General features: G+C 71.0%; 25 protein-coding genes. 20 read left to right on the forward strand and 5 right to left on the reverse strand.

All coding sequences use genetic code 11. The features are described from left to right. The first annotated feature begins 80 nt into the window (after positions 1 to 80). The 7 genes from ACT80S_RS14495 to ACT80S_RS14525 all read left to right on the forward strand — a co-directional run bounded on the left by ACT80S_RS14495 (position 81) and on the right by ACT80S_RS14525 (position 6972). The gene (locus tag ACT80S_RS14495) at positions 81 to 935 is read left to right on the forward strand and encodes a TatD family hydrolase (protein ID WP_377416986.1); all 855 of its coding nucleotides are present in this window, start codon (positions 81 to 83) and stop codon (positions 933 to 935) included. Further along, positions 932 to 1702 carry a spermidine synthase gene (locus ACT80S_RS14500; protein ID WP_377416988.1) on the forward strand — a complete coding sequence of 257 codons (771 nt, stop codon included), beginning with the start codon at positions 932 to 934 and terminating at the stop codon, positions 1700 to 1702. The genes ACT80S_RS14495 and ACT80S_RS14500 overlap by 4 nt, the downstream gene beginning before the upstream one ends. A gap of 116 nt (positions 1703 to 1818) precedes the next feature. Beyond that, positions 1819 to 2307: a tripartite tricarboxylate transporter TctB family protein gene (locus ACT80S_RS14505; protein WP_377416991.1), complete on the forward strand. Its 489-nt coding sequence runs from the start codon at positions 1819 to 1821 to the stop codon at positions 2305 to 2307. 13 nt (positions 2308 to 2320) lie between these two features. Next, positions 2321 to 3835 carry a tripartite tricarboxylate transporter permease gene (locus ACT80S_RS14510; protein ID WP_377416993.1) on the forward strand — a complete coding sequence of 505 codons (1515 nt, stop codon included), beginning with the start codon at positions 2321 to 2323 and terminating at the stop codon, positions 3833 to 3835. 83 nt (positions 3836 to 3918) lie between these two features. Next, complete coding sequence (locus tag ACT80S_RS14515) at positions 3919 to 5226, forward strand: DUF3422 family protein (RefSeq protein ID WP_377416995.1); 1308 nt, start codon at positions 3919 to 3921, stop codon at positions 5224 to 5226. After that, complete coding sequence (locus ACT80S_RS14520) at positions 5216 to 6151, forward strand: DMT family transporter (RefSeq protein ID WP_377416997.1); 936 nt, start codon at positions 5216 to 5218, stop codon at positions 6149 to 6151. Before ACT80S_RS14515 ends, ACT80S_RS14520 begins: the two co-directional genes overlap by 11 nt. A 23-nt stretch (positions 6152 to 6174) precedes the next feature. Further along, positions 6175 to 6972, forward strand: a complete 798-nt coding sequence (locus ACT80S_RS14525) for an SDR family oxidoreductase (protein WP_377417000.1) — start codon at positions 6175 to 6177, stop codon at positions 6970 to 6972. A 91-nt stretch (positions 6973 to 7063) separates the two neighbouring features. Here ACT80S_RS14525 and ACT80S_RS14530 read toward each other — a convergent pair whose 3' ends face one another. Then, positions 7064 to 7963 carry a DMT family transporter gene (locus tag ACT80S_RS14530; RefSeq protein ID WP_377417002.1) on the reverse strand — a complete coding sequence of 300 codons (900 nt, stop codon included), beginning with the start codon at positions 7961 to 7963 and terminating at the stop codon, positions 7064 to 7066. An 86-nt stretch (positions 7964 to 8049) separates the two neighbouring features. Between ACT80S_RS14530 and ACT80S_RS14535 the strand changes: the two genes are divergently transcribed. Further along, a complete protein-coding gene (locus ACT80S_RS14535; RefSeq protein ID WP_377417005.1) occupies positions 8050 to 9033 on the forward strand; it encodes a quinone oxidoreductase family protein in 984 nt (327 codons plus the stop codon). Between the two features lie 24 nt (positions 9034 to 9057). Here the strand turns inward: ACT80S_RS14535 and lspA are convergent, their stop codons facing one another. The 3 genes from lspA to ACT80S_RS14550 all read right to left on the reverse strand — a co-directional run bounded on the left by lspA (position 9058) and on the right by ACT80S_RS14550 (position 13536). Then, entirely contained in the window at positions 9058 to 9549 is a 492-nt protein-coding gene (lspA, locus tag ACT80S_RS14540; protein WP_377417008.1) for a signal peptidase II, read from the reverse strand. Next, on the reverse strand, positions 9549 to 12395 hold the full coding sequence (ileS, locus tag ACT80S_RS14545; protein WP_377417012.1) for an isoleucine--tRNA ligase: 2847 nt from the start codon (positions 12393 to 12395) through the stop codon (positions 9549 to 9551). The genes lspA and ileS overlap by 1 nt, the downstream gene beginning before the upstream one ends. Positions 12396 to 12513: 118 nt before the next feature. Then, positions 12514 to 13536 (reverse strand): bifunctional riboflavin kinase/FAD synthetase, encoded by a 1023-nt coding sequence (locus ACT80S_RS14550; RefSeq protein ID WP_377417014.1) that lies wholly within the window; start codon positions 13534 to 13536, stop codon positions 12514 to 12516. A 133-nt stretch (positions 13537 to 13669) separates the two neighbouring features. Between ACT80S_RS14550 and ACT80S_RS14555 the strand changes: the two genes are divergently transcribed. Continuing rightward, on the forward strand, positions 13670 to 14227 hold the full coding sequence (locus ACT80S_RS14555) for an HNH endonuclease (RefSeq protein WP_377417017.1): 558 nt from the start codon (positions 13670 to 13672) through the stop codon (positions 14225 to 14227). 7 nt (positions 14228 to 14234) lie between these two features. On the opposite strand, the gene ACT80S_RS14560 is transcribed toward ACT80S_RS14555, so the two are convergent. Continuing rightward, positions 14235 to 15170 (reverse strand): LysR family transcriptional regulator, encoded by a 936-nt coding sequence (locus ACT80S_RS14560; RefSeq protein WP_377417019.1) that lies wholly within the window; start codon positions 15168 to 15170, stop codon positions 14235 to 14237. Positions 15171 to 15280: 110 nt separating this feature from the next. Here ACT80S_RS14560 and ACT80S_RS14565 point away from each other — a divergent pair, with 110 nt between their 5' ends. Genes ACT80S_RS14565 through ACT80S_RS14615 form a run of 11 tightly spaced genes read left to right on the forward strand, consistent with a single transcriptional unit; the run spans position 15281 to position 26562 of the window. Then, on the forward strand, positions 15281 to 16075 hold the full coding sequence (locus ACT80S_RS14565; RefSeq protein ID WP_377417021.1) for a citryl-CoA lyase: 795 nt from the start codon (positions 15281 to 15283) through the stop codon (positions 16073 to 16075). 10 nt (positions 16076 to 16085) lie between these two features. Beyond that, positions 16086 to 17243, forward strand: coding sequence for an acyl-CoA dehydrogenase family protein (locus tag ACT80S_RS14570; protein WP_377417023.1), 1158 nt, complete (start codon positions 16086 to 16088; stop codon positions 17241 to 17243). A 10-nt stretch (positions 17244 to 17253) separates the two neighbouring features. Continuing rightward, positions 17254 to 17943 (forward strand): dienelactone hydrolase family protein, encoded by a 690-nt coding sequence (locus tag ACT80S_RS14575; RefSeq protein ID WP_377417026.1) that lies wholly within the window; start codon positions 17254 to 17256, stop codon positions 17941 to 17943. A 7-nt stretch (positions 17944 to 17950) separates the two neighbouring features. Beyond that, positions 17951 to 18415, forward strand: coding sequence for a MaoC/PaaZ C-terminal domain-containing protein (locus tag ACT80S_RS14580; RefSeq protein WP_377417028.1), 465 nt, complete (start codon positions 17951 to 17953; stop codon positions 18413 to 18415). Further along, positions 18412 to 19977 carry a long-chain-fatty-acid--CoA ligase gene (locus ACT80S_RS14585; protein WP_377417030.1) on the forward strand — a complete coding sequence of 522 codons (1566 nt, stop codon included), beginning with the start codon at positions 18412 to 18414 and terminating at the stop codon, positions 19975 to 19977. Before ACT80S_RS14580 ends, ACT80S_RS14585 begins: the two co-directional genes overlap by 4 nt. A 56-nt stretch (positions 19978 to 20033) precedes the next feature. Further along, on the forward strand, positions 20034 to 21041 hold the full coding sequence (locus ACT80S_RS14590) for a Bug family tripartite tricarboxylate transporter substrate binding protein (RefSeq protein WP_377417033.1): 1008 nt from the start codon (positions 20034 to 20036) through the stop codon (positions 21039 to 21041). 13 nt (positions 21042 to 21054) lie between these two features. Beyond that, on the forward strand, positions 21055 to 22032 hold the full coding sequence (locus ACT80S_RS14595) for a Bug family tripartite tricarboxylate transporter substrate binding protein (protein WP_377417036.1): 978 nt from the start codon (positions 21055 to 21057) through the stop codon (positions 22030 to 22032). An 11-nt stretch (positions 22033 to 22043) separates the two neighbouring features. After that, on the forward strand, positions 22044 to 23153 hold the full coding sequence (locus ACT80S_RS14600) for a mandelate racemase/muconate lactonizing enzyme family protein (protein ID WP_377417039.1): 1110 nt from the start codon (positions 22044 to 22046) through the stop codon (positions 23151 to 23153). 28 nt (positions 23154 to 23181) lie between these two features. After that, the gene (locus ACT80S_RS14605; RefSeq protein ID WP_377417041.1) at positions 23182 to 24186 is read left to right on the forward strand and encodes a tripartite tricarboxylate transporter substrate binding protein; all 1005 of its coding nucleotides are present in this window, start codon (positions 23182 to 23184) and stop codon (positions 24184 to 24186) included. 16 nt (positions 24187 to 24202) lie between these two features. Beyond that, positions 24203 to 25387, forward strand: coding sequence for a CaiB/BaiF CoA transferase family protein (locus tag ACT80S_RS14610; protein WP_377417043.1), 1185 nt, complete (start codon positions 24203 to 24205; stop codon positions 25385 to 25387). Next, a complete protein-coding gene (locus tag ACT80S_RS14615; RefSeq protein WP_377417045.1) occupies positions 25384 to 26562 on the forward strand; it encodes an acyl-CoA dehydrogenase family protein in 1179 nt (392 codons plus the stop codon). Before ACT80S_RS14610 ends, ACT80S_RS14615 begins: the two co-directional genes overlap by 4 nt. Positions 26563 to 26574: the final 12 nt, after the last annotated feature.

Genomic DNA, 26574 nt, shown 5'->3' on the forward strand with positions numbered 1-26574 from the left:
AACCTGCGAAGCGGGGGGAACCGGGTGGCACGGTATCACGGAACGCCAGGGCCTGCACCCGTTTGCGGCATCATCCGCCGATGCCGGCCTGGATCGACACCCACTGCCACCTCGACGCGCCGGAGTTCGCGCCGGACGCCGCGCTCGTGCGGGCCCGCGCCGCCCGCGCCGGCGTGGTGCACTGCGTGCTGCCGGCGGTGGCGGCGGCGCATTTCGATGCGGTGCGCGCGCTGGCCAGTCGCACCGGCGACAGCTACGCGCTGGGGATCCACCCCCTGTTCACGCCCCAGGCCGGCGAGGCCGACCTCGAGGCCCTGGACCGCGCCCTCGCCGAGCACCGGGACGACCCGCGCCTGGTGGCCGTGGGCGAGATCGGCCTGGACCATTTCGTCCCTGGCCTGGACCCGGCGCGCCAGCAGTTCTTCTACCGCGAGCAGCTGCGGCTGGCGCGCCGCCACGGGCTGCCGGTGATCCTGCACGTGCGCCGGTCGGCCGACGCCCTGCTGCGCGAGTTGCGGCGCGAGGGCGTGACGGGCATCGCCCATGCCTTCAACGGCAGCGGGCAGCAGGCCCGCGCCTTCGTGGACCTGGGGTTCCGCCTGGGATTCGGCGGCACGCTGACCTACGAGCGCGCGCTGCAGGTGCGGCGGCTGGCGACCGCGCTGCCGCTGTCGGCCCTGGTGCTGGAGACCGACGCGCCCGACATCCCGCCGCACTGGCTTTACCGCACCGCGCAGGAGCGCGCCGCCGGCCAGCCCCAGGGCCGCAACGAGCCGGGCGAGCTGCCCGCTATCGGCGCGGTGCTGGCGGGCCTGCGCGGGATGGCGGTCGACGAACTGGCCGCCGCCACCACGGCCAACGCGCTGCAGGCCTTGCCGCGCCTGCAGGCCCTCCTGGGGCCGGCCGGCGGCGCCGCGATAATCCCGGCACCTTGAAACCCGCCAAACGCAAGCCCGCCGCCTCGCTGCCCGAGGTGAGCTTCTCCGACATCGGCGACATCCGCTACCTGCACCTGGGCGCCACCGACTGGGTGCAGGGCTCGATGCGGCTGGACGCGCCGTTCGACATCGACCTCGAGTACGTGCAGCGCATGATGGCCTGGCTGCTGTTCGTCGAGCCGGCCTCGGCCGCGAAGCGCCATGCCATGCAGCTCGGGCTGGGCGCCGCCTCGCTGACCAAGTTCTGCCGCAAGAAGGTGCGCATGGCCACCACCGCCATCGAGCTCAATCCGCAGGTGGTCGCGGCCTGCCGGCTGTGGTTCAAGCTGCCGGCCGACGATGCCCGGCTCTCGGTGGTCCTGGGCGACGCCGCCGAGGTCGCGGCCTCGGACCACTGGGCCGGCCGGGTCGACGCCCTCCAGGTGGACCTGTACGACCACGAGGCCGCCGCACCGGTGCTCGACGACGAAAGTTTCTATGCCGACTGCCGCCACCTCCTGACCGAGGACGGCTGCATGACCGTGAACCTGTTCGGGCGCGCCTCGAGCTACGAGCGCAGCCTGGCGCGCATCTGCGCGGCGTTCGGCGAGGAGGCGGTCTGGGCCTTCAAGCCCACCCGCGAGGGCAACACCGTGGTGCTGGCGCAGCGCACCCCTGCCCGCCCCACGCGCGCGCAGATCGTCGAGCGCGCCGATGCGATCCAGTCACGTTGGGGACTGCCCGCGCCCAAGTGGCTGCGGGTCTTCAAGCCCCTGGTGCGCTGACCCCGGCAGGCTCCTGCGGGTTTCCCCGGGTGGGGCGGTAGGTGGAACCCACAACGGTAGCGGATGGGATTGCCACCAGAATCCCCCGGTTGCATTCCGCATCGAGGAGTTGTTTCGTGAAAATCAAGAGCCAGAAGGATTTCTTCTCCGGCCTCATGTTCATGGTGGTCGGAGGGGCGTTCGCTTGGGGCGCCACCAAGTACACCATCGGCGAAGGCGCCCGCATGGGCCCCGGCTACTTCCCCCTGCTGCTGGGGATCGTGCTGGGCCTGCTGGGTGCGTTCATCCTGTTCGAGTCCCTGGTGGTCGACACCGAGGACGGCGAGAAGATCGGTTCGATCGCCTGGAAGCCCCTGGGCTTCATCATCGGCGCGAACCTGGCGTTCGGCGTGCTGCTCGGCGGCCTGCCCTCGCTGGGCGTGCCGGCCATGGGCCTGATCGTCGCGATCTTTGCGCTGGTGTTCATCGCCAGCCTGGCCGGTGACCACTTCCGCCCGAAGGAAATCACCATCCTCGCCACCATCCTGGCGATCCTGAGCTACCTGGCCTTCATCAAGCTGCTGAAGCTGCAATTCCAGGTGTGGCCTTCCTTCATCGCCGGCTGAAAGCATCACTGACATGGAACTGTTTACCAACCTCGCGATCGGGTTCGGCGCGGCGTTCACGCTGCAGAACCTGGCCTATGCCTTCGTGGGCTGCCTGCTGGGCACCCTGATCGGCGTGCTGCCCGGCGTCGGCCCCGTGGCCACCATCGCCATGCTGCTGCCCGCCACCTACGCGCTGCCCCCGCTGGCCGCGCTGATCATGCTGGCCGGCATCTACTACGGCGCCCAGTACGGCGGCTCCACCACCGCCATCCTGGTGAACCTGCCCGGTGAGTCGTCCTCGGTGGTGACCACACTGGACGGCTACCAGATGGCCCGGCAGGGCCGCGCGGGTCCCGCGCTGGCTGCCGCCGGCCTGGGCTCCTTCTTCGCCGGCTGCGTCGGCACCCTGATCCTGGCCGCGTTCGCCGCGCCCCTGACCGAGGTCGCCTTCAAGTTCGGCCCCGCCGAGTACTTCTCGCTGATGATCCTGGGCCTGATCGGCGCCGTGGTGCTGGCTTCCGGCTCCCTGATCAAGGCCATCGCCATGATCGTGCTGGGCCTGCTGATGGGCCTGGTCGGCACCGACGTGAACTCCGGCGTCGCCCGCTTCTCGTTCGACGTCCCCGAACTCACCGACGGCATCGGCTTCATCACCATCGCCATGGGCGTGTTCGGCTACGGCGAGATCATCATGAACCTGTCCAAGTCGGAGGAAGACCGCGAAGTCTTCACCGCCAAGGTGCAGGGCCTGTTCCCCACCGGCCATGACTTCAAGATGATGCTGCCCGCCGTGCTGCGCGGCACCACCCTGGGCTCCGTCCTGGGCATCCTGCCGGGCGGCGGCGCGCTGCTGGCGGCCTTCGCGGCCTACACGATCGAGAAGAAGATCAAGCTCAAGGAAGGCGAAGTCGTCCTGGGCAAGGGCAACATCCGCGGCGTGGCCGGCCCCGAGTCCGCCAACAACGCGGGCGCCCAGACCTCCTTCATCCCGCTGCTGACGCTGGGCATCCCGCCCAACGCCGTGATGGCGCTGATGGTGGGCGCGATGACCATCCACAACATCCAGCCGGGCCCGCAGGTGATGACCAGCAACCCGCAGCTGTTCTGGGGCCTGATCGCCTCCATGTGGATCGGCAACCTGATGCTGATCATCCTGAACCTGCCCCTGATCGGCATGTGGATCAAGCTGCTGACGATCCCGTATCGCTGGCTGTTCCCCGCCATCGTGCTGTTCTGCGCGATCGGCGTGTACTCCACGAACAACAACACCTTCGACATCTGGATGGTGGCTGCGTTCGGCGTGATCGGCTACACCTTCCTCAAGCTCGGTTGCGAACCCGCGCCGCTGCTCCTGGGCTTCATCCTGGGCCCGATGATGGAGGAGAACCTGCGCCGCGCCATGCTGCTGTCCCGCGGTGACTGGAGCGTGTTCGTGACCCGTCCCCTGTCGGCCTCGCTGCTGGCGGTGGCTGCCATCCTGATCATCATCGTGCTGCTGCCCTCCGTGAAGAGCAAGCGCGAGAACGTCTTCGTCGAAGAAGACTGATCGCTCCCCCGGGCCCTCGCGGCCCGTGCGTGAAACGGCACCCTCGGGTGCCGTTTCGCTTTGTGGCTGTCACAATCGCCGCAGTGACTACGACGACTGCCTCGCCCCGGCTGCCCGCGCCGCATCCCCAGCGGGTCGCCCTCCACAACGAGATCCATGCCCGCCCGCCCGAGGCGATGGCGGCGCCGCTGGCCATGAGCCACGTGGTCATGCACTGCGACGCCGCGCAGCGCGAGGCGAGCCGGGCCCATGTCGCGGCCCTGCTGCGTGACCACCACCTGCCGCCGCCCGACGAGGGCTGCAGCCACCTGCGGGTGGACGTGGCCGGCCTGCGCCTGCGCTGGGAGATGCACACCGAGTTCGTGACCTGGACCTTCTCGCGCGCCGGCTTCGATGCGCAGGACTTCGGCGACCGCGAGCCCGAGGCCGCCATCGGCGCCGTGCCCCAGGCCTGGCTCTCGCAGCTGCCCGGGCGCTGGCTGGCCGGCCTGCACCTGTGGGTGCTGCCGGCCGATGCCCTCGACCACCGGCCCCTGACCCGCCATGTGCTGAACGAGGAGACCCTGGTGGGCTCCACCGTCGCCGATGGCCACGGCGAGGTCTACACCGACTTCGCCCTGCATGCCGACGGCTTCTCGCGCATGGTGCTGCTGGCCGGCGGCCTCTCGCCGCGCCGCCTGGGCCGCCTGGTGCAGCAGCTGGTGGAGATCGACAGCTACCGCATGATGGCCCTGCTGGCGCTGCCGGTGGCGCGCCAGGCCTTCGCCGCGCTGGGCCGCGCGGAGACCGAGCTGGCCGACCTGGCCGGCGCCATCCGCGTCGCCCGCCGCAACGAGGAGCCGCAGCTGCTCGATCGCCTGACCACGCTGGCCGGCGAGGTGGAGGGCCAGTACGCCGCCACCCACTCGCGCTTTTCCGCCAGCACCGCCTACTTCGAGCTGGTGGACCGGCGCATCGCCGACCTGGGCGAGTCCCGCCTGCCGGGCCTGCAGACCCTGGGCGAGTTCGTGCAGCGGCGCCTGTCGCCCGCGCGCAGCACCTGCGAGTGGGCCGCGCGCCGGCAGGACGCGCTGTCGCAGCGCGTCTCCCGCATCAGCAACCTGCTGCGCACCCGCGTGGAGATCGAGCAGCAGGAAAGCAGCCAGGCCCTGCTGGTCGCGATGAACCGGCGCCAGGCGCTGCAGCTGAAGCTTCAGTCGACGGTGGAGGGCCTGTCGGTCGCCGCCATCACCTACTACATCGTCGGCCTCGTGAGCTACCTGGCCAAGGGCGGCAAGGGCCTGGGCTGGCCCTGGTCGGCCGAGACCACGGCGGCGGTGGCCATCCCGGTCGTGGCGCTGTCGGTGTGGGCCTCGCTGCGGCGCCTGCACGCGCGGCTGCATGGGGAGTGAGCCGGTGACGCAAGCCCCCTCCCGGCCGGGCGTCGGCCTGGCCCTCGCGGCGCTCGGCGCCGTGGCCTTCAGCGGCAAGGCCATCATCATCAAGCTGGCCTACCGGCATGGCACCGACCCGACCACGCTGATCATGCTGCGCATGCTGTTCGCGCTGCCCCTGTTCGCTGCCATGGCCTGGTGGGCGAGCCGCGGCAAGCAGGCGCTCTCCCTGCGGGACTGGGCGGGCGTGGCCTACCTGGGGATCACGGGCTACTACCTGTCCAGCTACCTCGATTTCCTCGGGCTCCAGTACGTCACTGCCTCGCTCGAACGCCTGATCCTGTACCTCAACCCGACCCTGGTCGTGGCCATGGGCTGGTTCATGACCCGCAAGCCGCTGCGGCGCACGCAGCTCCTGGGCATGGCCACCAGCTATGGCGGCGTGCTGCTGGTCTTCGGCCACGAGGTGGGCCTGCAGGGCGCCGAGGCCGCCAAGGGCTCGGCCCTGGTGCTGGCCAGCGCGGTGATGTATGCGCTCTACATGGTCTACAGCGGCCAGATGGTGAAGCGCGTGGGCTCGCTGCGCCTGGTGGGCCTGGCGACCTCGGTGGCCTGCCTGTGCGTGCTGGCCCACTTTGCGGCCACGCGCCCGATCGCCGCGGCGCTGGACACGCCGATGCCGGTGGTGTGGCTGTCACTGCTCAATGCCACCGTCTGCACCGCGATCCCGGTGCTGCTGGTCATGATGGCCATCGAGCGCGTGGGCCCGGGCGTGACGGCGCAGACCGGCATGGTCGGCCCGCTGTCCACGATCTTCATGGGGGTGGCGCTGCTCGGCGAGCCCTTCACCGCCTGGGTCGCGGCCGGCACGGTGCTGGTGATTGCGGGCATCTACCTGTTCACCCGCGCGCCGGGCGCGCCTGCGCCACAATCGCGCGGCTGAAAAACATACTCCGAGGAGCAGACATGGATTACGGAATCAAGGGCCGCTGGGCCCTGGTGTGCGGCGCGAGCAAGGGCCTGGGCCTGGGCTGCGCCCGGGCGCTGGCGCAGAACGGTGCGCACGTGGTGATGGTGGCGCGCGGCGCCCCGGCGCTGGAGGCCGCGGCCGCCGAACTGCGGGCCGACCCGCAGCTGCCGGCCGGCACCCAGGTGGTGGCGGTGGCCGCCGACATCACCACGCCCGAGGGCCGCGCCGCGGCCCTCGCCGCCCACGCCGGCTACGACATCGTGGTCACCAACGCCGGCGGCCCGCCCCCCGGCGACTTCCGCGACTGGGGCCGGGACGAATGGATCAAGGCGCTGGACGCCAACATGCTCACCCCCATCGAATTGATCAAGGCGGTGGCCGACGGCATGGCCGAGCGCGGCTTCGGCCGCATCGTCAACATCACCTCGGGCGCGGTGAAGGCGCCGATCGATGTGCTGGGCCTGTCCAACGGCGCGCGCAGCGGCCTCACCGGCTTCATCGCCGGCCTGGCGCGCAACCCGCAGCTGGCGGCCCGCAACGTCACCATCAACAACCTGCTGCCCGGTGCGTTCTACACCGACCGCCTCAAGTCCAACTTCGCCGGCGCCGCCAGCAAGACGGGCAAGAGCCTCGACGAGATCGCTGACGGCCGCCGCAAGACCATCCCGGCGCAGCGCTTCGGCGAGCCCGAGGAGTTCGGCGCCACCTGCGCCTTCTTGTGCAGCGCGCAGGCGGGCTACATCACCGGCCAGAACCTGCTGATCGACGGCGGCGCGTACCCCGGCACCTTCTGAGCCGGGTCCCGCCCGGCAGGCCCCTGTGGCCGCAGCGGCCTGCCGCACGGGGCCTGCACGAGGGGACCGCCGCGGGCGGCCCCCGGCGGCTTCAGCGCCGCGCCGCCACCACGATGCCCCCGGCGATCAGCGCGAACGCCAGCGCGTGGTACGCATGCGGCAGCTCGCCCAGGAGCGCGCCGGACAGCAGTGCCGCGAACAGCGGCGTGAGGTTGTTGAACACGGCGGCCATGTTGGGCCCCATGCGCTGGATGCCCAGGCCCCAGCAGCGGTAGGCCACCACCGAGGCGCCCAGGGACACGTAGGCGAGGGCGGCCGCCACCGGCCAGCCCCAGGTGATCGACTGCGGCGCCAGCGCCCACTCGCCGGCCGTGAACAGCGCCGACCAGAGCACGCCAGGGGCGACCTGCGCCAGCAGGTACGCGGCCCAGTCGTTGCGGATGTTCTCCGGCTCGGTGGTCTTCGCCAGGCCCCAGCTGTAGAAGGCCCACACCACCACCGCCGACAGCATGTACAGGTCGCCCGGCACCAGCTGCAGGCGGGACAGGGCGGCCAGGTCGCCGCGCGTGAGCACCAGCAGCACGCCGGTGGCCGAGAGCAGCGAGCCGCCGACCTGCCGCGCCGAGACCCGCTGGCCATGGAAGGCCACGCCCACGACCATCATGAACACCGGCATGCTCGCGCCCACCAGGGTGACGTTCATGGGGGTGGAGGTGTGCAGGGCCAGGTACTGCAGCGAGTTGAAGCAGCCCATGCCGAGCAGGCCGAGCCAGGCGAAGCGGCGCCAGTGGGCCGCGAAGCCGCTGCCGGGGCGCAGCACCCAGCCGGCCAGGGGAAGCAGCGCGAGGGCCGCGAAGACCCACCGCAGCAGGTTCAGCGTCATCGGCGGCACCAGGCCGCTGACCAGCCGGCCCACCACCGCATTGCCGGCCCACAGCAGGGGCGGCAGGGTGAGCAGCAGGAGGGCGCGCAGGTCGAATCGCGGGGTCATGGGAGGCCGAGACTGTATCCGACCGCGGACGGGGGGCCGGGGATTCATGGCACGATGCGCGCCACGACAAGAGGAGACCCCGCACCATGACCCGAGCCATCCGCATCCACGCCGCCGGCGGCCCCGAACAGCTCCGCCTCGAGGAGGTCGAGGTCGGCCAGCCCGGCCCCGGCGAGATCCGCATCCGCCACCACGCCATCGGCCTGAACTACATCGACGTCTATTACCGCACCGGCGCCTACCCCCTGCAGTACCCGGCCGCCCTGGGCATGGAGGGCGCGGGCATCGTCGAGGCCGTGGGCGAGGGCGTCACCCACCTGAAGGTGGGCGACCGCGCCGCCTACGCCAGCCAGCCGCCCGGCGCGTACTGCGAAGTCCGCGTCATGCCCGCCAAGTGCGTGTGCAGGCTGCCCGACGCGATCAGCTTCGAGACCGGCGCCGCGATGATGCTCAAGGGCCTGACCGCGCAGTACCTCCTGAAGAAGACGCTGCCGGTCGGCGGCCTGCAGGCGGGCGACTTCGTCCTGTTCCACGCGGCGGCCGGCGGCGTCGGCCTGATCGCCTGCCAGTGGGCCCGCGCGCTGGGCCTGCAGCTGATTGGCACCGCCGGCTCCGAGGCCAAGTGCGCCCTGGCCCGCGAGCACGGCGCGGCCCACGCCATCAACTACGCCACCGAGGACTTCGCGGCCCGCGTCAAGGAGATCACCGGCGGCAAGGGCGTGAAGGTGGTCTACGACTCGGTGGGCAAGGACACCTGGGACAAGTCGCTCGACTGCCTGGCGCCCTTCGGCCTGATGGCCAGCTTCGGCGCCTCCTCCGGCCCGGTGCCGGCGTTCGCGCCCGCGGTGCTGGCCGGCAAGGGCTCGCTGTACGTCACCCGCCAGACGCTGTTCACGCACATCGCCACGCGCGAGTCGACCCAGGCGATGGCCGACGACCTGTTCGAGGTGGTGGCCAGCGGCAAGGTGAAGATCCGCATCGACCAGCGCTACCCGATGTCCGAGGTGGCCCAGGCGCACCGCGACCTGGAGGCTCGCAAGACCACGGGCTGCACCATCCTGCTGCCCTGAGCGCCGGGCAGGCCGCGCGCCGCGTCAGCGGCCGCGGCGCACGCGCAGGAGCTCGTCGAGGATCATGCCCACCGCGCCCGCGGTGATGCCCATGTCGGCGATGTTGAAGGCGGGGAAGGACCAGCCGGCGTAGTGCAGGTGGATGAAGTCCACCACGTAGCCGTGCAGCGCGCGGTCCACCACGTTGCCCACGGCGCCGCCGAGCAGGCAGGCCATCGAGAACGCGAACAGCTTCTGCCCGGCGTGCTGGCGCAGCATCCACACGATGAACACCGCCGCGCCGGTGCCCAGCGCGATGAAGAACCACCGCTGCCAGCCCGAGGCCGAGGCCAGGAAGGAGAAGGCCGCGCCGGTGTTGTGCGCGCGCACGATCTCCAGGAACGAGGTGACGTAGGTCGCGTCACCCAGACGGTAGTAGCCCAGGATCAGGGTCTTGGTGAACTGGTCGGCGATGAAGACGACCAGCGCCAGGCCCAGCCAGGGCATCATCCCGCCCGCCTTGGCGCCTTTGGCCATCAGGCGCAGGCGCGGCTCTCGCCGGCGCCGAACAGGTTGCTGGTGCAGCGGCCGCACAGCGTGGGATGGGCGGCGTCGTGGCCGACGTCGTCACGCCAGTGCCAGCAGCGCTCGCACTTCTGCGCGGCGGAGGGCGAGGCCTTCACCGCCAGCTCGGCGCCTTCGGCCAGGCCGAGGGACGACGTCATGAAGACGAACTTCAGGTCGTCGCCCAGGCTGGCGAGCAGGGCGTGGTCGGCGGCCGGGGCGGTGATCGCCAGGTCGGCCTGCAGCGAGGAGCCCACGCCGCCCTTTTCGCGCAGGGCTTCGACTTCCTTGTTCGCCACGTCGCGGATCGCGCGGATGCGGCTCCACTTCGCCAGGAGGGCCTCGTCGGGGCCGCCGATCTCCGCATAGGTCTCGAAGAAGATCGAGTCGGTGCCGCCGAAGACCTTCCAGGCCTCCTCGGCGGTGAAGCTGAGGAAGGGGGCCATCCAGCGCAGCATCGCGTGCGTGATGTTCCACAGCGCGGTCTGCGCGCTGCGGCGGGCATGGGACTTCGGGCTGGTGGTGTAGAGGCGGTCCTTGAGGATGTCCAGGTAGAACGCGCCCAGGTCCTCGGAGCAGTACACCTGCAGCTTGGCCACCACCGGGTGGAATTCGTAGACCTCGTAGTGCGCCAGGATCTCGGCCTGGAACTGCGCCGCGCGGCTCATGGCGTAGCGGTCGATCTCCAGCATCTCGGCCAGGGGCACGGCGTCCTTGGCCGGGTCGAAGTCACTCACGTTCGCCAGCAGGAAGCGCAGGGTGTTGCGGATGCGGCGGTAGGCGTCGACCACGCGGGCCAGGATCTTGTCGTCGCCGGCGATGTCGCCGGAGTAGTCGGAGGCCGCCACCCACAGGCGGATGATTTCCGCGCCCAGCTTCTCGCTGGTCTTCTGCGGGTCCACGCCGTTGCCCAGGGACTTGGACATCTTGCGGCCCTGGCTGTCCACGGTGAACCCGTGCGTCAGCAGGCCGCGGTAAGGCGCGCGCCCGTACATGGCGCAGGCGGTGAGCAGCGAGCTGTGGAACCAGCCGCGGTGCTGGTCGTGGCCTTCCAGGTACAGGTCGGCCTCGGGGCCGCTGTCATGGCCGGCGCCGGCGTGCGAGCCTTTGAGCACCGTGGTGTGGGTGGTGCCGGAGTCGAACCACACCTCCAGGATGTCCTGGCTCTTGGTGTAGCGCGGCGCGTCGGCGGCGCAGCCCACCTTCGCCAGGATCTCCTCGGTGCTGGCCTTGGACCAGGCCTCGATGCCGCCGGCCTCGACCATCGCCGCGGCGATGTCCAGGATCTCGGGGGTCTTGGGGTGCAGCTCGCCCGAGTCGACGTCCAGGAAGAAGGGCAGGGGCACGCCCCAGGAGCGCTGGCGAGAGATGCACCAGTCCGGGCGGCCGGCGATCATGTCGCGCAGGCGGGCCTTGCCGTTCTCGGGATAGAACTGGGTCTCCTCGATCGCGGCCAGCGCGAGCTGGCGCAGGGTGGCGGGTGCCTTGTCGGTGGTGAACACGCCCTCGCCCTCGTCCATGCGGATGAACCACTGCGCCGCGGCGCGGTAGATCACCGGGGACTTGTGGCGCCAGCAGTGCGGGTAGCTGTGGGCGATGTTTTCGGTGGCGAACAGGCGGCCGGCGTCGCGCAGCGCCTCGATGATCACCGGCGCGGCCTTCCAGATGTTCTGGCCGCCGAACAGGGCCAGCTCCGGCGCGTAGCTGCCGTGGCCCTGCACCGGGTTGAGGATCTGGTCGTACTTCATGCCGTGCGAGACGCAGCTGTTGAAGTCGTCCACGCCATAGGCCGGGGCGGAGTGCACGATGCCGGTGCCGTCCTCGGCGGTGGCGTAGTCGGCCAGGTAGATGGGCGACAGGCGCGCGTAGGCCGGGTCCACATGGTGGAAGGGGTGGCGGAAGTTCAGGCCGCCCAGCTTCTCGCCGGGGGTGGTGGCGACCACCTGGCCTTCGAGATGGAAGCGCGCCAGGCACTTCTCCACCAGCGACTCGGCCACGATCACGTAGCCGCGCGGCGTGTCCACCAGCGCGTAGACGATCTCGGGGTTCAGGTTCAGCGCCTGGTTGGCGGGGATGGTCCAGGCGGTGGTGGTCCAGATCACCGCGTAGGCCGGCTTGTCCAGGCCGGCCAGGCCGAAGGCGGCGGCCAGCTTCGCCGGCTCGTCGGCCTCGAAGCCCACGTCCAGGGTCTGCGACTTCTTGTCGGCGTACTCGATCTCGAACTCGGCCAGCGACGAGGCGCAGTCGAAGCACCAGTACACCGGCTTCAGGCCGCGGTAGACGAAGCCGCGCTCCATCACGCGCTTGAAGGCGCGGATCTCGTCGGCCTCGTTGCGCGGCTCCATGGTCTTGTAGGGGTGGTCCCAGTCGCCCAGCACGCCCAGGCGCTTGAAGTCGGCCATCTGCAGGGCGATCTGCTCGGTGGCGAAGGCGCGGCTCCTGGCCTGCATCTCGTCACGCGCCAGGTTGCGGCCATGCTTCTTCTCGATGGCGTTCTCGATCGGCAGGCCGTGGCAGTCCCAGCCGGGGATGTAGGCCGCGTCCAGGCCCTTGAGCTGGCGCGACTTGACGATCATGTCCTTGAGGATCTTGTTGACCGCGTGGCCCATGTGGATCTGGCCGTTGGCGTAGGGCGGGCCGTCGTGCAGCACGAACTTCTCGTGGCCGCAGCGGGCCTCGCGCAGGCGCTTGTACAGGCCCTGGTCCTCCCACTCCTTGACCCAGCCCGGCTCGCGTTTGGGCAGGTCGCCCCGCATGGGGAAGGGCGTGTCGGGCAGGTTCAGCGTGGCGCGGTAGTCGGTCTTGTTGTCGTCGGACATGGCAGTGCGGGATAGGCGTCGACAAGCTCAGCCCGCAGGCGGCGGGTGGCGGCGGTTGGCGGGGACATGCGGACCGCCCTGAGCCTGTCGAAGGCGGCGGTCCGGGCGGGCCCCGTCGTTAAATTCGGTCGCGCGTGGTCTGGCGGCGGGTGGACGCGAAGAACGCGCGGGCGTCGGCGCAATCCCGCGCGATGCCGGCGGTGAGGGCGTCGAGGCTGTCGTACTTCAGCTCGTCGTGCAGTTTGTGCAGGAGGTCCACCTGGATGATTTTACCGTACCCCCCCTCCCCGCCGAGGTGGGCCGGCCAGTCCAGGCAGTGGGTCTCCAGCAGGACGCGGCCGCCGTTGACGTCGTCCGGGTCCAGCGAGGGGCGGATGCCCAGGTTGGCCACGCCCTCCAGGGGCCCGCCCGCCAGCCCGTGCACATGGACCGCGAAGATGCCGCTGGCGGCCGGCTTCCAGTGCGAGAAGCGCAGGTTCAGGGTGCGGAAGCCCGTCGGGTTGACGTGGCTGCGCCCGAGTTCGCGGCCCAGCTTGCGCCCGTGCACCACGTGGCCGCTGATGCTGTAGGGGCGCCCCAGCAGGGCCTGCACGCCCGCCATGTCGCCGCGGCCCAGGGCCAGCCGCACCTCGGAGCTGGACACCCGCAGGCCGTGCACCTGGTAGCTGTTCATGCGGGCGACATCGAAGCCGCGGATGGCGCCGGCCGCGTCGAGCATGGCGTAGTCGCCGGCGCGGCGGGCGCCGAAGCGGAAGTCGTCGCCCACCAGCACGTACTTCGCGCCGAGGCCGTCGACCAGCACCTGGTCGATGAAGGCCTCGGGCGGCAGGCTGGACAGGGTGGCGTCGAACGGCAGGACCACGCACTGGTCCACGCCGCAGGCGGCCAGCTCGCCGAGCTTGTCACGCAGGGTGGCGATGCGCGCGGGTGCCAGTTCGGGCCTGCGCTGCACGCCGGCGAAGTAGTCTCGGGGATGCGGCTCGAACGTGAGCACGCAGCTGGGAATCCCGCGATGGCGCGCTTCGCTGTTCAACAGCGCCAGCATGGCCTGGTGGCCCCGGTGGACGCCATCGAAATTCCCGATGGTCAGTGCGCAGGCCCGGGCCACGCCCGGATGGTGGAATCCGCGGAAGATCTGCATCGCGCGCTTGATATGGTTTTGATAGCAACCGGTGCCCGCCCTCTGTGCCCCCGGTCGGTGAAATGCCTTTGAAAAGGGTTATATTGTCATCGCGATTGCTTTCGATGGTCTCGATCTTGGATGGAGGCGTTTCTTGAAGGTGTTGAAGCTGTCGGCCCAGGGCCTTCCGCAGTCCTGGATTTCGCTGGAACAGGCGGTGCTGCATTACGCGGCCGACCAGGTGCGCTGGGAGGTCGGCGCGCAGGTGGCCCTGTTCCGGGGCGGGCACAACGCCCTCACCGGGGAGCAGTCGTCCATCGCGGTCTGCAGCATCATCGGCACCAAGGGCGTGCCGAACATCAATCCCTTCGACCTCAAACCGGGCCTGACCAACAGCAAGCTGTTCGCCCGTGACCGCAATGTCTGCGCCTACTGCGGCGAGCACTGCCTCGAGGGCGAACTCACCCGAGAACACATCATTCCCTTCGCCCAGAACGGCAAGGACCACTGGATGAACGTGGTCACCGCCTGCCGCGCCTGCAACCACCGCAAGGGCAGCCGCACCCCGGAGCAGGCACGCATGCCCCTGCTGTACGCGCCCTACGTTCCCAGCCTCTGGGAGGACTTCATCCTCCGCAACCGCCGCATCCTGGCGGACCAGATGGAGTTCCTGATGGCGCACCTGCCCAAGACCTCGCGGCTGCACGCCTGAGGCCGCGTCAGGCTTGCGTGAACAGCTCGCCGATCACGCCCCGAAGCCAGCGGTTCCCCGGGTCGTCGTGGCCCCGCTGGTGCCAGAACTGCTTGATCTCGAAGCGCGGCACCTCGAACGGCAGCTGCAGCATCTTCAACCCGGGCCGGGGCGCAGTGTGGTGGATCACGTAACTCGGGATCGTGGCGATCAGGTCGGTCGACTGCACGATCTCGGGGACCACCATGAAATGCGGCACCCGCAGCGCGACGCGGCGCGTCAGACCCTGTTCGACGAGGAACTGCTCGATCAGGGTGGTGGTCGAGGTCTGGTGCGTCATCGTGCGGTAGCGTGACCCGCCGGGCTCGATCAGGACGTGGGATTCCGCGACGAACTGCGCCAGGGTCAGCCGGCTCTTGATGCGGGGGTGGTCCTTGCGGACCACGCACACGTAAGAGTCCGAGAACAACCGCTGCTGGTAGAAGCCGGCCCGCAGGCCCGGCAGGAAGCCGATGGCCAGGTCCGCTTCGCCGCTGATGAAGGCATCGTTGTAGGCCTCCCGGGGCAGCTGCAGCGCCCGCACGTTCATGCGGGGGGCCACCTCCTCGAGCCGCCGCATCAGGCGCGGCAGGTAGACCAGCTCCCCGATGTCGCTCATGAGGACCTGGAAGGTGCGCTCGCAGGTCAGCGGGTCGAACCGCATGTCCCCCTCCAGCGCCCCCTCCAGCAGCCGCAGGCCCTCACGCACGGCCGGCGCCATGCGAAGGGCCATCTCGGTGGGCTCCATCCCGGTGGGCACCCGCACGAACAGCGTGTCGCCGGCGAGCTTGCGCAGGCGCGCGAGCGCATGGCTCATGGCGGGCTGGGACAGCCCGAGCCGGAAGCCGGCGCGCGTCAGGTTGCCGTCCTCCATGAGCGCGTCGAACACGCGCATCAGGTTCAGGTCGAATTTGTCTTCATCCATGGGACGAATAGTCTAGATGACCTGCATCGATTGGTTGGAACATCGCCCGCCCGTAGATTGGCGTGCCAGAGCGGCCCGTTGAGCCGCGACCACGATCAAGGAGACAAGGCATGAAAGAGGGGCGCAAGCCGCTGCGTTCGGACATGGGCTGCAGCGACGCCACACGCATCCGCGTGCAGGGGATGGACCTGATGCAGGACATCATGGGCAAGCTGAACCTGGGCGATTTCGCCTTCCTCGAGATCCAGCGCCGCCTGCCGACGCCGTCGGAGTCGGTGGTGTTCAACGCGATGCTGGCCACGCTGGTGGAGCACGGGATGACGCCGATGGTGATCGCCGCCCGCCTGACCTACCTCGGCGCGCCGGAGTCGCTGCAGGGGGCCGTGGCCTCGGGCCTGCTCGGGATGGGAACCACCTTCGCGGGAACGGCCGAGGGCTCGGCCCGCCTGCTGCAGGAGGCCCTGCCCGCCGACGGCGCCGAGGTCCCGGACGCCGAGCTGCCCGGCCTGGCCGAATCGATCGTGCGCCGGCTGCGCGAGTCGCGCCAGCCGATTCCCGGGATCGGGCACAACCTCCACAAGCCGGTGGACCCACGGGCGACGCGCCTGTTCGAACTGGCCGCCCAGCACGGGCTCAGCGGCCGCTACGTCCGCCTCATGCAGGAGATCGCGGCGGCCGCCGAGCGGGCCCTGGGCAAGCCCGGGCAGCTGCCGGTCAACGCCACCGGCGCGCTCGGCGCGCTGTCGTCGGAGATGGGGATCCCGTGGCGCCTGTGCCGCGGCCTGGCCGTGATCGGCCGCTCGATCGGCATCGTCGGCCACATCGCCGAGGAGCTGCGCAACCCGATCGCGCGCGAGGTCTGGGAACGCACCGAGGCGGAGTCGTCCTCGCACGTGCAGTGGTGAAGGAGCCGCGATGCAAGACCTGGGTCTGACCGAGGAACAGCGCCTGATCCGCGACAACGTGCGGGCCCTGGCGCGGGAGCGCTTCGCGCCCGGCGCCGCCCGCGCCGACCGGGAGTACCGGCCGCCGGTGGAGAACGTGCGGGTGCTCGCCGAGCATGGCTACACCGGCCTGTTCATCCCCGAGGCCTACGGCGGCGCCGGCCTGGGGCTGATGGAGAACGTGCTGGTCGCCGAGGCGATCGCGCGCGCCTGCGCCAACACCGCGATCCTGTTCTCGTGCACCGACGGCGCGACGCCGCGCGCCCTCCTGGGCCTGGGCAGCGAGGAACACAAGCGCAAGTACCTGCCCCGCATCGTCAAGGGCGAGGTGCTGACGGCCTGGAGCATGTCCGAGCCCAATGCCGGCTCCGACGTCGGCAATGTGCAGTGCCGCGCCACCCGCGAGGGCGACCAGGTCGTGATCAACGGCAGCAAGCTGTGGTGCACGGGCGCCCAGGTCGCCGACCTGTTCCTGGTGCTGGTGCGAATGAGCCCGGAGCCCGGCATGAAGGGCGTCGGCGCCATCCTCGTGGAGCGGGGGACCCCGGGGTTCTCCATCGGCAACCACCTGGACCTGCTGGGCCTGCGTGGCACCGGCATGGCCGAACTGGTGTTCCAGGACTGCCGCATCCCGGCCGACCAGGTGCTCCTGGAGGCCGGCCGGATGCGCGAGCTGCTGGCGGTGCTCGACGCCGACCGCATCTCCGGCAACCCGACCATCTGCCTGGGCGTCGCCCAGGCCGCCTTCGAGGCCGTCGTGGCCCACGTGAAGGAGCGCGTGCAGTTCGGCCGGCCGCTGGCGGACCAGCAGGGGCTGCAGTGGAAGCTGGCCGACATGGCGATGGACATCGAGGCCGCCCGCGCCCTCCTGTACCGGGCGGCGGCCCGCGTCGATGCGGGCCAGCCCAGCATCGCGGATACCTCGATCACCAAGGCCTACGTCAACCAGATGGCGGTGCGCGTGACCAACGAGGCCATGCAGCTGGCGGGCGCCTACGGCCTGTCGCAGGAGTACCCGTACGAGCGCCATTTCCGCGACGTGCGCGGCATGTCCATCGGCTACGGCACGGTGGAAATCCACAAGAGCTCGATCGCCCGCGAAGTGCTGGCCGGTCGCTACACGGTCTGAGGGCCCCTGAATGACGAACTCCCACCGAGACACGATTTCCAGCGCCGGCGGCGGCAGCTTTTCCGCCTATGTCAGCGAGCCCGCCCGGCCGAACGGCCATGCCGTGATCCTGCTGCAGGAGATCTTCGGCCTGACCGCCCATGTGCGCCGCGTCGCCGACCGCTTCGCCGAGGACGGCTACCTGGCCTACGCCCCGGACCTGTTCTGGCGGATGCAGCCCGGCGTCGAGCTGTCCCACTCGAAGGAGGACATGGAGAAGGCCTTCGGCTTCCTGGGGCGCTACAAGGACGAGGACGGCCTGGCCGACATCGCGGACACCGCCGCCCGCATCCGCCAGCGCCCCGGCTTCAGCGGCCGGGTGGCCGTCGCCGGCCTGTGCCTGGGCGGCAAGCTGGCCTACCTCGCGGCGACCCTGCCGGCCGTGGACGCGGCGGTCGGCTTCTACGGCGTGGGCATCGAGAAGCGCCTGGACGCCGCGGGCGCGCTGCGCTGCCCCCTGATGCTGCATTTCGGCGACCAGGACCGCTACGCGCCCGAGGCCGCCCGCCAGCAGATCGCCGAGGCGGTGCGGGGGCGGGCGGTCGAGATGCACCTGTACCCCGGCGCCGACCACGGCTTCTACACCCGCGGCGCCGAGGCCGACATCGCCCTGGCCCGCGAGCGCACCAATGCCTTCCTGCAGCGCGCGCTGCAGGCCTGAGCCCGCCATGGAACGGCACGACACCTTCGACGCGCTCGCGGTGGGCGCCACCTGGACCAGCACCGGACGCACCCTGACCGAGGGCGACCTGCTCCAGGCCTGCATGTCCAGCGGGGACTGGCACCCGATCCATGCCGACGAGGCCTATGCCCGCGGCACGCCGCTGGGCCGGCGCATCTTCCACGGCTCGTACGGCCTGCACATCGCCACTGGCATGGCCACCCGCTTCCCCGCCTTCGGCGACGACGTGGTCGGCGCCCTCGGGTTTTCCGACTGGCGCTACCTCGCGCCGCTGTTCGTGGGCGACACGGTGCATGTCGAGGTGCGCATCACCGGCAAGCGCCGGACCTCCGACGGGCGACGCGGCGTCATCGAGCGCCAGATCCGCCTGCTGCGCCACGACGGCGAGCTGGTCCAGCAGGGCATGGCCCAGATGATGGTGCGCGTGCGCGCACCCCAGGAGTCCGCATGATCATCGGCGACCTGATCGAGCACAACGCGCGCTGCTTCGGCGACCACCCCGCGGTCTGGTTCGAGGGCCGCACGCTCACGCACCGAACCTTCGCCGAGCGCTGCGCCCGCCTGGTCAATGCCCTCGTGGCGCGCGGCTACCCGCGGCAGGAGCGCATCGCGGTCCTCTCGCGCAACTGCCCCGAGTACCTCGAGGTGTACGGCGCCGCGGGCCTGGGCGGCTACATCGGCCTGGGGCTGAACTACCGGCTCTCCGTCGACGAGCAGGCCGCGATCCTGAAGGACGCCGAGCCGGCGGTCGTCGTCTTCGAGGGGGAATACCTGGACCGGGTGCAGGCGCTGCGCGCGAGCCTGCCCGGCGACACGCTGTTCGTCTGCTTCGACCGCGCCCCCGGGGCCGGGGACGGGTTCATCGGCTACGAGGCGCTGCTGGCAGAGGCCGCGCCGCAGCCGCTGGCGATGCGGGCCCGCCAGGACGACACCTTCCTGTTGATCTACACCAGCGGAACCACCGGCGTGCCCAAGGGCGTGATGCTCGGGAACGAGGCCCAGCTGGAGCAGGCCCGGGCCCAGGCGCTGACGCATGGCGCGTCGCAGGTCGACCGGATGCTGATCGTGATGCCGTTCTATCACATCGGCGGTCCCACCGAGCTGCTCACGTACCTGGTGGCGGGCGCCACCATCGTGCTGCACCGGGTGTTCGAGGCCCACGCCCTCCTGCGAAGCATCGCGCAGCAGCGCGTGACCTCGGCGCACCTCGCGCCGACCATGATCACGATGATGCTGGACGTGCAGGAAGCGAACCCCTACGACGTCTCCAGCCTGCACACGGTGTGCTACGCCTCGGCGCCGATGTCGGTGGCCCTGTCGCTGCGGGCGCGGCGGGTGTTCGGCCCGATCTTCATGCAGATCTACGGCATGACCGAGGCGGGCCTGGGCACGACCCTGCTGAAGCACCAGCATGTGCTGGAGGGCGACGACCGCCAGCGCGCGCGGCTCGCCTCCGCGGGCCAGCCCTACCTGGGGACGGACTTGCGCATCCTCGACGACGCGGGGCGCGAGTGCCCGCAGGGCGTCGTGGGCGAGGTCTGCCTGCGGTCCGTCTCCGTGATGCAGGGGTACTGGCGCAAGCCCGAGGCCACCGCCCAGGCCCTGCGTGACGGCCTGCTGCATACCGGCGACATGGGCTATCTCGACGAGGACGGCTTCCTGTTCATCGTCGACCGCAAGAAGGACATGATCATCTCCGGCGGCGAGAACATCTACTCGCGCGAGGTGGAGGAGGCGCTGCTGATGCACCCCGCGGTCGCCGAGGCCGCGGTGATCGGCATCCCCGACGCGAAATGGGGCGAGTCGGTGCTGGCTGCCGTGGTGCTGCGGCCGGGGGCCTCGGCCGACGACGCGGCGCTGGACGCGCATTGCCGCGAGCGCATCGCCGGTTACAAGCGCCCGCGCGCCTACCGGTTCCTGCCCGCGCTGCCGCGAGTGGCGAGCACCAACAAGGTCGACAAGCGCGCGCTGCGCGCGCCGTACTGGCAGGGGCAGGACCGCCAGGTGTCATGAGGCAAGAGGGCCGGGCCGGCCCGATCCGGCCCACAAAAGAACCAGGAGACAAGGACATGAAGCATTCCAGGAAGGCCCTCTTGAGGGCGGCATGGGCCGGGGCGCTGGCGGGCGTGATGGCCCTGGGCTGGGGCCCGGCGCAGGCGCAGGGCGCGGCGGCCGGCTGGCCGAACAGGGCGGTGAAGATCATCGTGCCGTTTCCGGCCGGCGGCCTGGCCGACAACCTGGCGCGCGGCATCGCCCAGGACCTGGCGCGTGACTGGGGCCAGCCGGTCGTGGTCGAGAACCGGCCGGGTGCCAACACCATCATCGCGGCGCAGGCGACGGCGAAATCGCCCGCCGACGGCTACACGCTGATGATGGCGAACGATCCCACGATGTCCTCCAACCAGTACCTGTACACGCGCCTGCCCTACGACCCGGTCAAGGACCTGGTGCCGGTGATCAACGTGGCCGAGACGCTGGAGGTCCTGGTCGTCGGGCCGGCCTTCAAGGGGCGCACGCTGGCCGACCTGGTCAACGAGGCCAAGGCCCGCCCGGGCGAGGTGAGCTATGGCACCTATGGCCTGGGCAGCAAGGCCCACATCGACGCCGAGGCCTTCGCCAAGGCGACGGGTGTCAAGCTGATGCACGTGCCGTACAAGGGCGTGGCGGATGTCGTGCCGGCGCTGATCGGCAGCCAGGTGCAGATCGCCTTCACCGGTGTGCCGCCGGTGGTGCAGGTGGTCAAGGGCGGGCAGCTGCGGGCGATCGCGGTGGCTGCGCCCAAGCGCTCCGCCGTCCTGCCGGAGGTACCCACCTTCGCCGAGGTCGGCCTGCCGGGCTTCCAGTCCAGCGCCTGGTTCGGCCTGGTGGCGCCGGCCGGCACGCCGCGCGCGGTGATCGACAAGGTGGCGGGTGACGTCTCGCGGATCATCGTCCGGCCGGATTTCCAGGCCCGCTACATCACCGGCGTCGGCCTCGAGCTCCTGAACCAGGGGCCCGACCAGTTCGCCGAGTTCCTGAACCGGGACCGGGCGACCTACGCGAACTACATCAGGGACCTGGGCGTGAAGCTCGACTGAGGAGGCCGCCCCCATGGACCGACTCCCGACCCGGCGCACGGCCCTCGCCGCCGTGCTCGCCGCCTGCGCCCCGGGCGCCCGCGCGCAGCCCGCGGGCTGGCCCTCCAGGCCGGTGCGGCTCGTCGTGGCCTTCGCGCCCGGCGGCACCGTGGACCTGCTGACCCGCTTCCTCGCGGACCGATTGACCCCGCTCCTGGGCCAGCCCGTGGTGGTGGAGAACCGGCCCGGGGCGGGCGGCAACCTCGCCACCGAGCTGGTGCTGCGCGCGCCCGCGGACGGCTACACCTTCGTGGTCGGCGGCAGCCCCACCCACGCGGTCAACCCGCACCTGCTGAAGCTGGCCTATGACCCGATCGCGGACATGAGCGCCATCGCCCTCCTGGGCACGGCGCCGAACCTGCTGGTCGTCAACCCGGCCCTGCCGGTGAACTCGGTGGCCGACCTGGTGGCGCTCGCGCGCAGCCAGCCGGGCAAGCTGAGTTTCTCGTCCGCGGGCAATGGCACCAGCGGCCACCTGGCGGGGGAGTTGTTCCGCAAGCAGGCCGGCGTGGACATCCAGCATGTGCCGTACAAGGGCCAGGCCGACGCCATCACCGGCGTGATCCGCGGTGACGTGGGCTTCGCCTTCGTCACCGTGGCGGGCACGCTGCAGCAGGTGAGGGCGGGGCGGCTCAAGGCCATCGCCATCACCAGCCGGGGCCGCAGCCCGCTCGCGCCCGACATTCCCACCGTGGCGGAATCGGGCTACCCGGATTTCGAGGTGCTGGCCTGGTACGGCCTGACCGGCCCCAAGGGCGTGCCTGCCGAGGCCGCGGCCCGCCTGGCGCAGGCGCTGGAGCGGATCATGAAGGAGCCGGCCTCGGCCGAGCGGTTCCAGGGCTGGGGCGCCGACCCCACGTTCCTGGCCGGCGCGGCCTTCGTCGACTTCATGGTGCGCGACTCCGCCCGCTGGGGCCGCGTGATCCGCGAGGCCGGCATCCAGCCCAATTGAGCGCGCCCGCGATGCGACTGGCCCACAGCACCCTCCACGCCTACCGGCTGCCCTATGAGCGGCCGGTCCGCTGGAGCGACATCGTCGAGGAGGGCGGCACCTTCCTGATGCTGCGCCTGCAGTCGGACGAGGGCCACGAGGGCGTCGCCGAGATGACGGTGAAGCCGACGTGGACCGGCTTCGGCCTGGAGGGGCTTCGCGCCAGCCTGGCCGAGGTGCTGCTGCCGCGGCTGGCGCAGGTCGACCTGTCCGATGCCGGCGCGGTCGCCCGTTGCCTCGAGGGCATTCCCGGGCTGCATGCACCCAAGGCGCTCGTCGACAACGCGGTGTGGGACCTGCGGGCCGCGGCGGCCGGCGCGCCCCTGTGGCAGCAGTGGCAGGGACGCGCCCGCGTGCCGGTCTCGTTCACCGTGACCCGGCAGGCCCCCGGCCTCATGGCGCGCGAGGCCGCCGCCCTGGTGGAGCGCCTGGGCCTGCGCATGCTGAAGGTCAAGGGCGGCCAGGGCGTCGCGGTCGACGCCGAGGCGCTGCGCGCGCTGCGGTCCGCGGTGGGCGACGGCGTCGGCTTCTACGTCGACGCCAATGGCGCCTATGCGCCCGGTGAGGCGCGCGACTACGCGCAGGCCCTGTTCGACGCCGGCGCCTGCGTGGTGGAAGACCCCTGCCCGCTGGCGCCCGGGCGCGGCTTCACCGCGCTGCAGGCGGGCCTGCCCGGGCCGCTGCTGGTGGACTTCGGCTGCTGGTCGGCGCAGGACACGGCCCTGTTCATCGAGGCCGGCGCGCGCGCGTTCAGCCTGAAACCCGGGCGCTTCGGCCTGACCGTGACGCGCGCCATGCAGGCGCTCGCCGAAGCCGCCGGCGCCACGACCGTGGTGGGCATGTTCGGTGAGAGCGCGGTGGGCACCTGGCAGGCGCTGATGCAGGCGGCCAGCCTCGACGCGCGGGCCCTGCCGGCCGAAGTCACCTGGTTCCTCTCGATGCGCGAGCAGGTCCTGCACGAGGTGCCGGCCGTGCGGGACGGATGCATCGAACTGCCGGCCGCCGCCAGCGTGGCCGGCCGGGTCGACTGGGAGCGGGTGGGACGGCTGTCCGTCGCGCCCGCGCAGTCCCTGGCATGTTGAAGACACACAGAAACCCAAGGAGACATCCATGAACGACACCCAGACCCGGCCGCCGTGCCGGCGCCGTCTCTTCCAGGCACTCGGCCTCGCGCTGGCCGCCGCCCTGGCGCCCGCCGTGGCCGGCGCGCAGGCCGCCTACCCGAGCAAGCCGATCCGCTTCATCGTGCCGTACCCGCCCGGGGGCGGCACCGACATCGTGGCCCGGCTGGTGGCCCAGAAGATGGCCGCCTCGATGGGCCAGCAGGTGGTGGTGGACAACAAGCCTGGCGCGAGCACCGTCATCGGCACCGACCTGATGGCCAAGGCGCCGCCCGACGGCCACACCATCGGCCTGGTCACCGACTCCCACACGATCAACCCCACCTTCTTCCCCAAGCTGCCGTACGACTCGGTGAACGACTTCGCCCCGGTCTCGCAGCTCGTCTTCGTGCCCCTGGTGATGGTGGCCCACCCCTCGCTGGGCGTGAAGACCGTGCCCGAGCTGATCGCGCTGGCCAAGCAGCGTCCCGGCAAGATCAACTACGCCTCGATCGGAAACGGCACGCCGCACCAGCTGTCGATGGAGTGGTTCAAGTCGCTCTCCGGCACCTTCATGACCCACATCCCCTACAAGGGCGTGGCGCCGGCGCTGGCCGACCTGGTCGCCGGGCAGGTGGATGTCATGTTCACCGGGACCTCGTCGGCCGCGCCCTACGCCCGCCAGGGGCGGCTGGTGCCGCTGGCCGTCTCCAGCGCCAAGCGCCAGCCCGCGTTCCCGGACACGCCCGCCGTCGCCGAGACGCCCGGGCTGGGCGAATTCGACTTCATGACCTGGTACGGCGTCGTCGCGCCGGCGGGCACGCCACGCGACATCGTGCTGCGCCTGCAGCGCGAGATCGCCGCCGCCCTGGGCCAGCCGGACGTGAAGGAGCGCCTGGCCGCGCTGGGCGTGGTGGGGGCTCCCTCGATGCCCGAGGAGTTTGCCGCCTTCATGCGCAAGGAAGCGGCCTCGCTGGCCCGCCTGGTGCGCCAGACCGGCGTGAAGCCCGATTGATCCGCCGACACGACCCATGACATCCAGAGACAACCAGGTCCTTGCCGGCATCCGCGTGCTGGACTTCGGCAGCTTCATCACCGCCCCCTATGCCGCCATGCTGCTGGGCGAGCTCGGGGCCGACGTGATCAAGGTCGAGCGCCCCGGCTCGGGCGATCCGTTCCGTGCCTTCAACGGCGGCCTCTACAGCTCCCATTTCCAGGCCCACAACCGCAACAAGCGCAGCGTCGCCCTGGAGCACACCGCGCCCGGGGCCGGCGAGGCGCTGGAGGCGCTGGTGCGGCAGGCCGACGTGCTGCTGCTCAATGTGCGCCCCGGCGTGGAGGAGAAGATCGGCCTGGGCTGCGAGCGGCTGCAGGCCCTCAACCCGCGCCTCGTGTACTGCAGCATCACCGGCTACGGCTCGAGCGGGCCCTATGCCGAGCGCGCGGCGTATGACAACGTCGGCCAGTCCCTCTCGGGCTGGCTGTCCATGTTCCACCAGGGGACCGACGCCCGCGTGCCGGGCCCCGCGGTGTCCGATGCGCTCACGGGCATGTATGCCGCCATGGGCATCCTCGCCGCGCTGGCCGAACGTGGCCGCACCGGGCGCGGGCGCAAGGTGGAGGTGAGCATGCTCGAGTCGATGATCGCCTTCGCCACCGAGCCCCTGGGCAAGCTGTTCTCGACGGGGCAGCCGCTGGGGTTCTACGCCCGCGCCGCCGCCTCGCAGTCCTTCATCGTCACCTGCGCGGACGGCCTGCGCATCGGCCTGCACCTGTCCTCGCCGCCCAAGTTCTGGGAGGGCCTGGTGGCCGCCATCGGGGCCCCGCAGCTGCTGCAGAAGTACGCCGACCGCGGGGCGCGGGTGGCGCGCTACGACGAGCTGGCGCAGGACCTGGCGGCCGTCTTCGCGGCGCACCCCCGCTCGCACTGGCTGCCCCTGCTGGAGGCGAACGACGTGCCGTTCGCGCCCGAGCACCGGCTGCAGGACCTCGCCGATGACCCCCAGGTCCGCCACCAGGAGGTGTTCTACACCCTGGACCACCCGACCCAGGGCGCCGTGCGCGCCGCGCACCGTCCGGTGCGCTTCGACGGCGACCACCGCAGCGACTTCCTGCCGCCGCCCACCCTGGGCGAGCACACGCGGCAGGTGCTGCGGGAGGCGGGCCTGTCCGAGGCCTCGATCGACAGGCTGGCGCGGGAAGGAGCGATCGCATGAACTTCGCCTTTCCCCCGGAACTGCTGATGCTGCGCGACTCGGTGCGCCGCTTCGTGCAGGAGGAGCTGATGCCGCTGGAGGCCCGGTACGCCAATGACCCGGACATCCCGGACGACGTCCGCCGCCGGCTCGAGGACCGCGCGCGGGAGCTGGGCTTCTGGGCCTTCGACCTGCCCGAGGCGCACGGCGGCGGCGGCATCGGCTACGTCGGCATGTGCCTGGTCTTCGAGGAGCTGGGCAAGTGCAACGTGCCCTCGTTCCGCGCCCAGACCGTGCTCACGCCCTACCTGGGGCCCGTGCTTTTCCACTGCGGCCCCGAGCAGAAGGAGAAGTACCTGTACCCCGTGGTGCGCGGCGAGAAGCGCACCTGCTTCGCGCTCACCGAGCCGAACGGCGGCTCCGACCCCTCCGGCATGCGCACGCGCGCCGTGCGCGAGGGCGGCACCTATCGCATCAACGGCACCAAGATCTACATCACCAGCGCCGACAAGGCCGACTTCGTGCAGCTGTTCGCCCGCACGATCGAGGACGGCCAGGACCTGGGCGTCTCCTGCTTCCTCGTCGACAAGGGAACGCCCGGCCTGCGCCTGGGGCAGGCCTTCGACCTCATGAGCCCCGACCGTCCCTGGGAGCTGGTGTTCGAGGATGTCGTGGTCCCCGCCTCGCAGCGGGTCGGCGAGCCGGGGCAGGGCTGGGCGCTGGCCCGCGAGTTCCTGGACGTGGGCCGCCTGATCCACGGTCCCAAGTCGATCGGCCGCGCCGAGCGCGCCCTCCAGATGGCGGTGGACCATGCCAACCAGCGCAGCACCTTCGGCCAGCCCCTGGCCAAGCGCCAGGCGATCCAGTGGATGCTGGCGGACTCGGCGACGGAGCTGCATGCGGCCCGCCTCATGACCTACCACGCGGCCTGGAAGGCCGACCAGGGCCTGGACTTCCATGTCGAGGCCTCGCAGGTGAAGCTGCATGCCGACGAGATGTACATGCGCGTCGTGGACCGCGCGATCCAGGTCCACGGCGGCCTGGGCCTGTCGCGGGAGCTGCCGCTGGAGCTGATGTTCCGCGACGCGCGCAGCCGGCTGATCACGGAGGGGTCGTCGGAGATGCAGCGCATCATCATCGCCAGCGACCTGCTGGCCGGCCGCTCGGGGCTGAACCGGCTGGTGCCGGACGCGTGAGCGCCCGGCGGC

This window comes from Ramlibacter sp. MAHUQ-53 (genome assembly GCF_052600055.1).

What these genes read in the sequence shown, in the direction of transcription:
- ACT80S_RS14530 (WP_377417002.1), bottom strand. Translation starts at nt 7,963, where the DNA reads ATGACCCCGCGATTCGACCTGCGCGCCCTCCTGCTGCTCACCCTGCCG.
- ACT80S_RS14595 (WP_377417036.1), top strand. Translation starts at nt 21,055, where the DNA reads ATGGACCGACTCCCGACCCGGCGCACGGCCCTCGCCGCCGTGCTCGCC.
- ileS (WP_377417012.1), bottom strand. Translation starts at nt 12,395, where the DNA reads ATGTCCGACGACAACAAGACCGACTACCGCGCCACGCTGAACCTGCCC.
- ACT80S_RS14525 (WP_377417000.1), top strand. Translation starts at nt 6,175, where the DNA reads ATGGATTACGGAATCAAGGGCCGCTGGGCCCTGGTGTGCGGCGCGAGC.
- ACT80S_RS14570 (WP_377417023.1), top strand. Translation starts at nt 16,086, where the DNA reads ATGCAAGACCTGGGTCTGACCGAGGAACAGCGCCTGATCCGCGACAAC.
- ACT80S_RS14495 (WP_377416986.1), top strand. Translation starts at nt 81, where the DNA reads ATGCCGGCCTGGATCGACACCCACTGCCACCTCGACGCGCCGGAGTTC.
- ACT80S_RS14550 (WP_377417014.1), bottom strand. Translation starts at nt 13,536, where the DNA reads ATGCAGATCTTCCGCGGATTCCACCATCCGGGCGTGGCCCGGGCCTGC.
- ACT80S_RS14580 (WP_377417028.1), top strand. Translation starts at nt 17,951, where the DNA reads ATGGAACGGCACGACACCTTCGACGCGCTCGCGGTGGGCGCCACCTGG.
- ACT80S_RS14600 (WP_377417039.1), top strand. Translation starts at nt 22,044, where the DNA reads ATGCGACTGGCCCACAGCACCCTCCACGCCTACCGGCTGCCCTATGAG.
- ACT80S_RS14610 (WP_377417043.1), top strand. Translation starts at nt 24,203, where the DNA reads ATGACATCCAGAGACAACCAGGTCCTTGCCGGCATCCGCGTGCTGGAC.
- ACT80S_RS14510 (WP_377416993.1), top strand. Translation starts at nt 2,321, where the DNA reads ATGGAACTGTTTACCAACCTCGCGATCGGGTTCGGCGCGGCGTTCACG.
- ACT80S_RS14565 (WP_377417021.1), top strand. Translation starts at nt 15,281, where the DNA reads ATGAAAGAGGGGCGCAAGCCGCTGCGTTCGGACATGGGCTGCAGCGAC.
- ACT80S_RS14560 (WP_377417019.1), bottom strand. Translation starts at nt 15,170, where the DNA reads ATGGATGAAGACAAATTCGACCTGAACCTGATGCGCGTGTTCGACGCG.
- lspA (WP_377417008.1), bottom strand. Translation starts at nt 9,549, where the DNA reads ATGGCCAAAGGCGCCAAGGCGGGCGGGATGATGCCCTGGCTGGGCCTG.
- ACT80S_RS14575 (WP_377417026.1), top strand. Translation starts at nt 17,254, where the DNA reads ATGACGAACTCCCACCGAGACACGATTTCCAGCGCCGGCGGCGGCAGC.
- ACT80S_RS14585 (WP_377417030.1), top strand. Translation starts at nt 18,412, where the DNA reads ATGATCATCGGCGACCTGATCGAGCACAACGCGCGCTGCTTCGGCGAC.
- ACT80S_RS14615 (WP_377417045.1), top strand. Translation starts at nt 25,384, where the DNA reads ATGAACTTCGCCTTTCCCCCGGAACTGCTGATGCTGCGCGACTCGGTG.
- ACT80S_RS14520 (WP_377416997.1), top strand. Translation starts at nt 5,216, where the DNA reads ATGGGGAGTGAGCCGGTGACGCAAGCCCCCTCCCGGCCGGGCGTCGGC.
- ACT80S_RS14605 (WP_377417041.1), top strand. Translation starts at nt 23,182, where the DNA reads ATGAACGACACCCAGACCCGGCCGCCGTGCCGGCGCCGTCTCTTCCAG.
- ACT80S_RS14535 (WP_377417005.1), top strand. Translation starts at nt 8,050, where the DNA reads ATGACCCGAGCCATCCGCATCCACGCCGCCGGCGGCCCCGAACAGCTC.
- ACT80S_RS14590 (WP_377417033.1), top strand. Translation starts at nt 20,034, where the DNA reads ATGAAGCATTCCAGGAAGGCCCTCTTGAGGGCGGCATGGGCCGGGGCG.